Origin of the sequence: Pseudopedobacter sp., from assembly GCF_040392825.1 — a bacterium.
GTDB lineage: Bacteria > Bacteroidota > Bacteroidia > Sphingobacteriales > Sphingobacteriaceae > Pseudopedobacter.
In genome coordinates, this window is the sequence record NZ_JBEBVH010000187.1 from 1 (window position 1) to 8,174 (window position 8,174).

8 protein-coding genes are annotated in these 8,174 nt (G+C 33.8%); 6 read left to right on the top strand and 2 right to left on the bottom strand.

Annotated elements, in window-relative coordinates:
- The 4 genes from ABWO41_RS12905 to ABWO41_RS12920 all read left to right on the top strand — a co-directional run.
- A partial coding sequence (locus tag ABWO41_RS12905; RefSeq protein ID WP_353138598.1) for a glycosyltransferase occupies positions 1–1,044 on the top strand: 1,044 nt, incomplete at its 5' end.
- A gap of 141 nt (positions 1,045–1,185) precedes the next feature.
- Positions 1,186–1,506 carry a hypothetical protein gene (locus tag ABWO41_RS12910; protein WP_353138601.1) on the top strand — a complete coding sequence of 107 codons (321 nt, stop codon included), beginning with the start codon at positions 1,186–1,188 and terminating at the stop codon, positions 1,504–1,506.
- A complete protein-coding gene (locus ABWO41_RS12915; protein ID WP_353138604.1) occupies positions 1,470–2,699 on the top strand; it encodes an O-antigen ligase family protein in 1,230 nt (409 codons plus the stop codon). The genes ABWO41_RS12910 and ABWO41_RS12915 overlap by 37 nt, the downstream gene beginning before the upstream one ends.
- A 5-nt stretch (positions 2,700–2,704) precedes the next feature.
- Complete coding sequence (locus ABWO41_RS12920) at positions 2,705–3,595, top strand: glycosyltransferase family 8 protein (protein ID WP_353138607.1); 891 nt, start codon at positions 2,705–2,707, stop codon at positions 3,593–3,595.
- Here ABWO41_RS12920 and ABWO41_RS12925 read toward each other — a convergent pair.
- Complete coding sequence (locus tag ABWO41_RS12925) at positions 3,592–4,431, bottom strand: glycosyltransferase family 2 protein (protein WP_353138610.1); 840 nt, start codon at positions 4,429–4,431, stop codon at positions 3,592–3,594. The two genes, ABWO41_RS12920 and ABWO41_RS12925, sit on opposite strands and share 4 nt — an antisense overlap.
- A 2-nt stretch (positions 4,432–4,433) precedes the next feature.
- A complete protein-coding gene (locus ABWO41_RS12930; RefSeq protein WP_353138613.1) occupies positions 4,434–5,627 on the bottom strand; it encodes a glycosyltransferase in 1,194 nt (397 codons plus the stop codon).
- Between the two features lie 171 nt (positions 5,628–5,798).
- Here ABWO41_RS12930 and ABWO41_RS12935 point away from each other — a divergent pair, with 171 nt between their 5' ends.
- Together ABWO41_RS12935 and ABWO41_RS12940 are read left to right on the top strand one after the other, a co-directional pair.
- Positions 5,799–6,623, top strand: coding sequence for a polysaccharide pyruvyl transferase family protein (locus tag ABWO41_RS12935; protein ID WP_353138616.1), 825 nt, complete (start codon positions 5,799–5,801; stop codon positions 6,621–6,623).
- A 3-nt stretch (positions 6,624–6,626) separates the two neighbouring features.
- A complete protein-coding gene (locus ABWO41_RS12940; RefSeq protein WP_353138619.1) occupies positions 6,627–8,078 on the top strand; it encodes a lipopolysaccharide biosynthesis protein in 1,452 nt (483 codons plus the stop codon).
- The last annotated feature ends 96 nt before the right edge of the window (positions 8,079–8,174 follow it).

Here is an 8,174-nt window from a genome sequence, read left to right on the forward strand (position 1 = left end):
TATGCAATTATCGTTACAGCTTACCAATTCACCGATAACCTGGAAACGGTAGTTAAATCAATTAAAAAACTCAATTACAGCAATTATATCATCTATATAGTTGCAGACAAGTGTGATATCTCTAATCTTCATTTTCAAGATGATAAAGTTGTTTTACTGAAACCAGAGCATGTTATAGCCAGTAATACAGGTTCTCATCAGTATGCTATAAATCATTTTATCAGAAATCACGAAAGATTAACAATTATTGACAGCGACAATTTAGTACATCCAGAATACTTATTGGAATTAAATAAATATTTTAATAAAGGCTACGTTGCCGTACAAGGTGTGCGTTCTGCAAAAAATATAGAGACAACCTACTCACGGTTGGATGCTGCAAGAGATATTTATTATCATTTTTATGACGGTAAAATATTACATCAGTTAGGATCTTCTGCTACACTTGCCGGTTCTGGAATGGCTTTCAATGTTAATCTTTATCAGGATTTTCTAAAGCATAACCACGTAAAAGGTGCCGGATTTGATAAGATACTGCAATATTTTATAGTGAAACAGAACTTAAGGATTGCCTTTGCACAGGAAGCTGTTGTATTTGATGAAAAAACTTCAAAGTCTGATCAACTTGTGAAACAGCGAGCCAGATGGATAAATACATGGTTTAAATACTTCGGATTAGGTTTTTCTTTATTAGGCAAGGGAATTCAGAATTTAAGTCTAAATCAGACACTTTTTGGTCTGATATTATTAAGACCACCTTTATTTATTTTTTTAATTCTTTCTCTGATATGTTTATTCATAGACATTGTCACAGGAAATATTATTGGTATAGCAGTTTGGTGTTCAGCATTTACACTGTTTATTATAGGTTTTGCACTTTCTTTGATATTTTCAAATACAGATAAAAAAATATATTTATCGCTGATTGGAATTCCGAAATTTGTTTTCTTACAGCTGATATCTTTAATAAGAAGTAAAAATGCAAATAAACATTCTGTTGCAACACAACATTACCATATAAAAAACATAGAAGAAGTAGAATAGAGATATGAAAATAAAACCAGACCGAGCTGTTCTCGATAAGGATTTCTATAAAAAGAAATTCCAAAATACTATCAGGAAAGTTGCCATTGCCCTTGTTTTTATAGCCATATACTTTTTCTTTTTTAAACTTTTGTTTTTATAGTGAACGAACTGAAAATTGAGGTTGGCAAAAATATTGGCTCCAAAAGCTCAAGCTTTTCATCTGCCCTAAAGGATAATATTTTCGTTAAGAAAATGAATAGTCCTATAGGCTATTTATTGCTCACAATTTTATGTATAGCTTTAGGAATAGTGGTAATAACCGGAGGACTAACTGCTGTTGTTCTTATTTTGGTCACTTTAATTGGACTTCCTATCGCCTACGGGATCATGTTTTTTCCAAAATTCGGAATCATCACACTCCTAGTCTCCGCTTATTTTATCATGTGGTTTACCCACATGGGGCTCGATTTGGTACTGTAATAGACTCCATAGAACTTCTGCTGATTATCGGTTTTTTTATTAAACAAAAAAAACAACCAAACTGGGGAATCTTCAAAAGTTCTATTTCCATACTTATTTTAATATGGATTGCTTATAACATTTTACAGGTTGCCAATCCTATCATAGAATCCAGATTAGCCTGGCTTTATACTATAAGATCTGTTGCTGCGGTAATGATTATGTATTTCGTTTTTGTATATCATATACGAAGTGCAGCCTTTATAAAGCTCCTGATTAAGATTTGGATAGGTTTAACTCTTATTGGTGCTATTTATGCTTTTTGGCAGGAGTTTGTTGGTTTTTTGCCTTTTGAAGAACGGTTTATCAATTCAGATCCAAAGTACAGGAATTTGCTTTTTATAGCTGGCCGATGGCGTAAGTTTTCCATATATTCAGATCCTGTAGCATTTTCCTATAATATGGTCATAAGCGCTGTCTTGTGTGTGATTATGATGCTAAATCATATGAAATTGTGGAAGAAAGTGGTATTGGGTGCGCTTGCATTTTTCTTTATCTGGGCAATGATTTTTTCTGGTACACGTGGTGCTTATGTACTTATTCCTGCAGCCTTAGGATTATTGGTACTTTTAAAACTTAACCGTACCGTGCTTCTGTTTGCTTCTGCCGGCTTTATTCTTCTGGCCTTCTTTGTATATGTTCCTACGTCAAGTTACAATATAAGGCGATTTCAGTCTGCATTTAAGCCTTCACAGGACGCTTCTTTTAATGTAAGAGCTATCAATCAGAAAAGAATACAACCCTATATACAAGACCATCCCTTTGGTGCCGGACTTGGTGCTGTGAGCTTAACTGGAAAGCAAATGGTACGTCATTCGGTGCTTACAGGATTTGCACCCGATAGCGGTTATGTTCGTGTCGCGGTTGAGCTGGGCTGGGCTGGGCTTTTATTATTTTGTACCTTATTATTTGGTATTGTGCGTAGCGGAATAAATAACTATTTCAAGATTCGTGACCCGGAATTGCAAAATTATTGTTTAGCCATGACATTAATAGCATTCGTATTAGCTGTAGGAAGCTATCCACAGGAAGCTATAGTTCAATTCCCTACCAGTATATATTTTTATTTAGTTGTTGCAATAATTACCATTACCAGACAGTTGGATGAAAAGAACTATCCAAAAGAAAAACCTCCTGTTAAGCGTTTAATTTAAAAAAGATGACCGAAGGAAACAATATTACGCTCGTTGTAGCCTGCGACAATCATTACCTGATTATGCTGGCGGCTTTATTAAAATCAATTGAAATTAATCATGTAAGCTCCGAGCATATAGATGTATGGATTATAGATGATGACGTAACAAAAAATAATAAAATAAAACTAGAAAGATCGATATCTGACAGGTTCATAACCATTAATTGGATAAATAGCAGAAATGCAATTCCTGAGGGAATGAGCTTGCCACTGGATAAAAACACTTATCCTCTTAACATATTTATGAGGCTATTTATTCCTTATTTCCTACCTAATAATATTAAAAAAGCACTCTATCTGGATGTAGACATGCTTGTTTTAACTGATATTTCTGAACTTTGGAATGTAGATATAGGCGACAATATTGCCGGGGCGGTTACAGATTCAATATGTAAAACTGTAAATATTGGAATAAAGAACTATAAAGAGTTGGGCTTAGATGGTTCAGAGAACTATTTTAATTCAGGTTTACTATTAATGGACCTGAGAAAATGGATCCAAAGCGATGTTACTCCCAAAGTAATCCATTGTGTGAACGAAAATAGAGATTTTGCTACTTTTAGTGACCAATATGGTTTAAATACGGTTTTACATAAAAAATGGAAACAGATAGATGCACTATGGAATTATTATTCAAACGGAGATCATCCAAAACCTAATCTGATACATTTTTTTCATAGAAAGCCGTTTTATTCGACGTATAATTATAATAAAGATTATCAGAAATTATTTTATCAGTACCTCAACCAGACCGAATGGCGAAACACAAAGCCTGTAAGCGAATTCAAAAGGTATTTAGTTAAAATAGGTAATATTGTAGAGAAAATACCCTTACTATTTAGAAAACAGGCCTAGTCTTGTGGTAGTTTGCCAACGAAATTCCCTTTAAATCTTTTAGCTTCTTTTTTCAACCTTTTCACTAAAGCTTCTGCGAAATTTCCATCTCGTTGCAAAGATCTCACACCGGTCCACACTCTGGCCCTATTGTTTTTCATTTGCTTTATTTTACCATATTTCATCAGTCCTAAAGCCATTTTTCCATCGTCTCCCCAAAACTTGGTCATAACAAAACCTACTTTCAAGCTGTATTCTTTTACAAAGCCCATACTAATTCCAAAACAATTTAAATATGGCTTTCTTAGATGTCTGAATTCGGCAATCACATCTTTCATTTTCTCAAAGAAAAATAACTGTATTCTGGAAAATCCTTCTTCCGGAATAAAAGAATATCTTCCATATACACAAGATACCCCCTTCTTCTGCAAAACTTTCATCATTTCTTCTATCCAGCAATCCGGATAAAGACAGTCTGCATCTGCCAATAAAATATACTTACCTTTTGCATTTTCCTGACCTAACTGTCTGGCAGGTCCACAGCCCTGAGTTCCCTGAAATAAAGACCTTACATGAAATCTGTCTATAGTATATTGTGTATTATCATGGGAATTATTATTCACTATTATAATTTCTATAGGAATATTGGTTTTTTGTTTAGAAAGACTGGCAATACATCTTAAAATATTCACTTCTTCATTCCACGCAGAAATTAAAATAGTAACTAACGGGTTATCTGTTTGTAATCTATCTAAACCAACATTAATTTCGTCAAATACGTTTTGAGGAATGTCATAGGCTTTTTGATAATCAAAAGCAAAATCGTTAATCCATTCAGGAGCCTTAAATAATCCCATTTCTATTTTCTGTTTTCTATTTTTTTAATAACGGCCAAAACATTATTAGCCACTTTATTCCAGCTAAATTGCTTTGTAAAATTAACTCTTCGTTCACGTTTCTCATCGCTATCTTCCCTTATTGCCTTATCTATAAGCCTATCAAATTCCGGTTGATTTTTTGCTATATAAGTTACTTCCGGAAAAAGCTCATTCATCGTATTTGTCTCTATCGCTACCACCGGCTTTCCTAACGACAAATATTCGACAATTTTTAAAGGAAAGTTCCCAATAGTAACTTCATTAACAATCTGCGGATTAATGCATACATCGAAATAGTTAATATACGCCGGAACAATATTTTTGTGTCGTTTCCCCAGAAAATAGACATTCTCCAATCCGTGTAGTTTGCTTTTTGCAAAATCGTCATCTTCGGGACCTATAAATACAAAACTTTTATCCGGATTATTAACTGCAGAAGAAAACATTAAATCAATATCCAGGCGTAATGACAGCAAAGCACCTACATAACCAATTACGGGCTTAGGAATATTTTTAAGTTCATTTGGAATCTCATATTGATTTTTAACATCAAACAATCCTAAATCCACACCATTTCCAATATAATAGCTGTCTTGATTAAATTGTCTATTATATTTTTCGAAATCGTAAGAGTTACAAATGACAGCATCAGATTTACGAATCAATTTAGGCTCCAGCTTAGTCCCATGTCTTTTCCAATAATCCATTACGACTGTTTTATCCCTGTCTAAATAGATATAAGCTTTTGGTTTTAAAAGTTCTTTTAAATAAAAACTGTTAAACATGTCTTTATCATTTATCAGGATAAAATTATCCATGTCAAGCTTTTGCGTCGCTTTTAGGATTTCGCGGGCTAACCTTTTATTGTTGATTTTATTTACAACCGAAAATATCATGGTATTTGGAATCCAGTTTATAGATTCCAATATGCAATGTGTATTCAGCCTATATAAGTTGGGCGAAATTTCTATAAGACCATCTTTCTGATCCTTAATTTCCTGAATGTGCTCATTAATAAATTTATCATTATCGCTTGCAAACCAGATCTTTCTATTTATGGGCGGATTAACATACAAAACCTTATGCTGCTGATTAGAAAGCTCCTTTGCTAAACCCGTCGACGTAGATTCTCTGTCGGTATTTATTCTTTGCAAGCTTAAAAAAACAAAATTCATCAAATTGCGCCTCTAATAATTGTGGTTTAAAATACAAATAATCTGGCATATGGCTGAAGTCAAAATAATATTAAATTAAACTTGTAATCCACTAAGTATTTGCTTTTATTTAAGCTTGAATTTTTTGAATATTTAATAACCAGGAACATCTCTACACCAGCTATATATCTCATGAATATTAAGGAAAAAATTTTGCAGAAACTAAATATCCAATCGCCAACGGCAGAATTTAGACTCCCTTTTAATCATGTGGATTTTTATTATTGGAAACCTCGGGATGGTTCCCTAAATTTTGGCGATCATTTATCCTACGTAATCGTTAGTAAGATTCTTGCAGATAATAATTTTATACTGGAAGAAGAAACAACCGATAATTCCCGGCTTGTGGCTTTAGGATCTGTTTTGCACTTCGCCAACAATGATGATACGATTTGGGGAACGGGATTCAATGGAAAAATAAGTTTAGATGAACATAAATACCACAATCTGGATGTTAGAGCAGTAAGAGGACCGCTTACGAGAGAATTTTTATTAAGCAGAGGTATAGCTGTTCCTCAGATTTACGGAGACCCGGCTTTATTAATACCGCACATCTTTAAAGGAAAATTTCAAAAATCACCACAAAGAAAATATGCTATTGTACCAAACCTGCATGATTTAAGTATTGCACAGGCAAATAATTGGAAAAATGTGATCTCTCCATTGAATAGCTGGAATAAATGTATTGCACAAATTCTCGAAGCAGAATTTATTATTGCGAGTTCTCTTCATGGTTTAATTTTAGCAGAATCTTTCGGTATTCCGGCCAGGTATATTCGTCTGAGTGAAGAGGAAAATATGTTTAAGTATAATGATTATTATCAGGGATCAGGCCGAAACGGTGAAATGGATTATGCCAGGTCTATTGAAGAGGCATTAGAAATGGGCGGAATGCAAGCCCTTAAATTTGACCATCAAAAATTATTACAAGCATTTCCTTTAGATTTGTGGAAATAGAATATGGGAAATAAAGCATTTTATAAAGGAACGATATGGTCTATATTGGATAACTTTATCAAACAGGCTTTCACATTTGCTATTTTTATTGTCCTCGCCAGGCTTTTAGCTCCCGAAATTATAGGACTCCTTACATTTGCAATGCTATTCGTTCAGGTCGTAAGGAATGTGGTTTTTGATAGTATTGCAACAGCAATAGTTAGAAAATCTGCCCCCTCTGATTATGATTATAATACAGGCTTTGTATTATGTATTCTGGTTTCAATTCCTGCATTTTTGCTATTATTCTTCTCATCAAATCTTATTGAATTTCTAACAAAAAATGATGGTTTAGCAGCTGTTATAAAAGCTACCAGTTTTATTATCTTAACCAGTGGTCTGGGAAGAATGCATGAGGCCTGGCTACAGCATCATATGAAATTCCAATCTTTGGCCATAAGATCTTCTATTTCTACTTTTTTAGGCGGCATTATAGGCATCGTATTAGCGTACCGTGGTTTTGGTATTTACAGTTTAGTTGCTCAACAAACCAGCACAGCTCTGTTAGAATTGCTCTTAATCTGGCTGGTTACTCCATGGAAACCTAAATTTAAATTCAGAAAGAAGGCATTTGTTGAAATCAGAGATTATGGAAGGCATGTTGCTTTAACAGGTTTAACTAATTTTGCGAACCAAAACAGCGATTCCTTTTTCATTACTTATTATTTAGGTGCGGCTGCAAACGGAATATATGCTACAGGAAAACGTATTATTAACACATTGAATACCGTTATATCTTCGTCTCTTCTTCGTGTCTCTCTACCTGCATTCGCTAAGATTAAGAATGATAACGATAAACTTAAAAACACATTTTTAGATACAACAACAATTACGGCATTCATCACAGCTCCTTTATTCGGAGGATTAAGCGTACTATCGAAAGATATAACTTTATTCCTTCTTGGAGAAAAGTGGATTGCTTCCGCTCCTGTTATGCAAATTGTTACACTTACAGGTTTTCTTTTCTCTATAGGATACTACAATCAAAGTGTTATGCTGGTTAGAAATAAGCCAGAGTGGCAAACAAAGCTAACTATACTCTATGCCATTACAAATATCATTGCCTTTGTATTATTTGCCAGATATGGCGTTGTTCAAACAGCTCTGGCTTTTGCGCTTAGAGCATTACTTTTATATCCAATTTCTGTATGGTGCGCGCTAACACTCATAAAATGCTCCTGGCAGTCGTACATAATCAGGTTGCTCCCCTCCGTTTTTTCGACTATATTAATGATGGCCTGTGTTTATCTCATTGGTGAGGTTATATCAAACTGGTTTATATTATATAAAATTATAGCACAAATTCTCGCCGGAATTATTACCTATATTTTCTTTGTCTATTTGTTAATTCCAAAGGATTTAAAAGATAAAATACAATTAAATCTAACAAGTAAGTTACGGAGATCTAATACATGAAAGAAACTTCAAAAAAATATGGAATATTAGCATGGCCAGCCTATACAACTAAGAGTAGTAACCCTTATAATTATCTGATATATAAAAACATAGAGC

Bases quoted from the DNA above. Each gene is read 5' to 3' on its own strand.
- ABWO41_RS12920 (WP_353138607.1), top strand. From the start codon at position 2,705: ATGACCGAAGGAAACAATATTACGCTCGTTGTAGCCTGCGACAATCAT.
- ABWO41_RS12925 (WP_353138610.1), bottom strand. From the start codon at position 4,431: ATGGGATTATTTAAGGCTCCTGAATGGATTAACGATTTTGCTTTTGAT.
- ABWO41_RS12930 (WP_353138613.1), bottom strand. From the start codon at position 5,627: ATGAATTTTGTTTTTTTAAGCTTGCAAAGAATAAATACCGACAGAGAA.
- ABWO41_RS12935 (WP_353138616.1), top strand. From the start codon at position 5,799: ATGAATATTAAGGAAAAAATTTTGCAGAAACTAAATATCCAATCGCCA.
- ABWO41_RS12940 (WP_353138619.1), top strand. From the start codon at position 6,627: ATGGGAAATAAAGCATTTTATAAAGGAACGATATGGTCTATATTGGAT.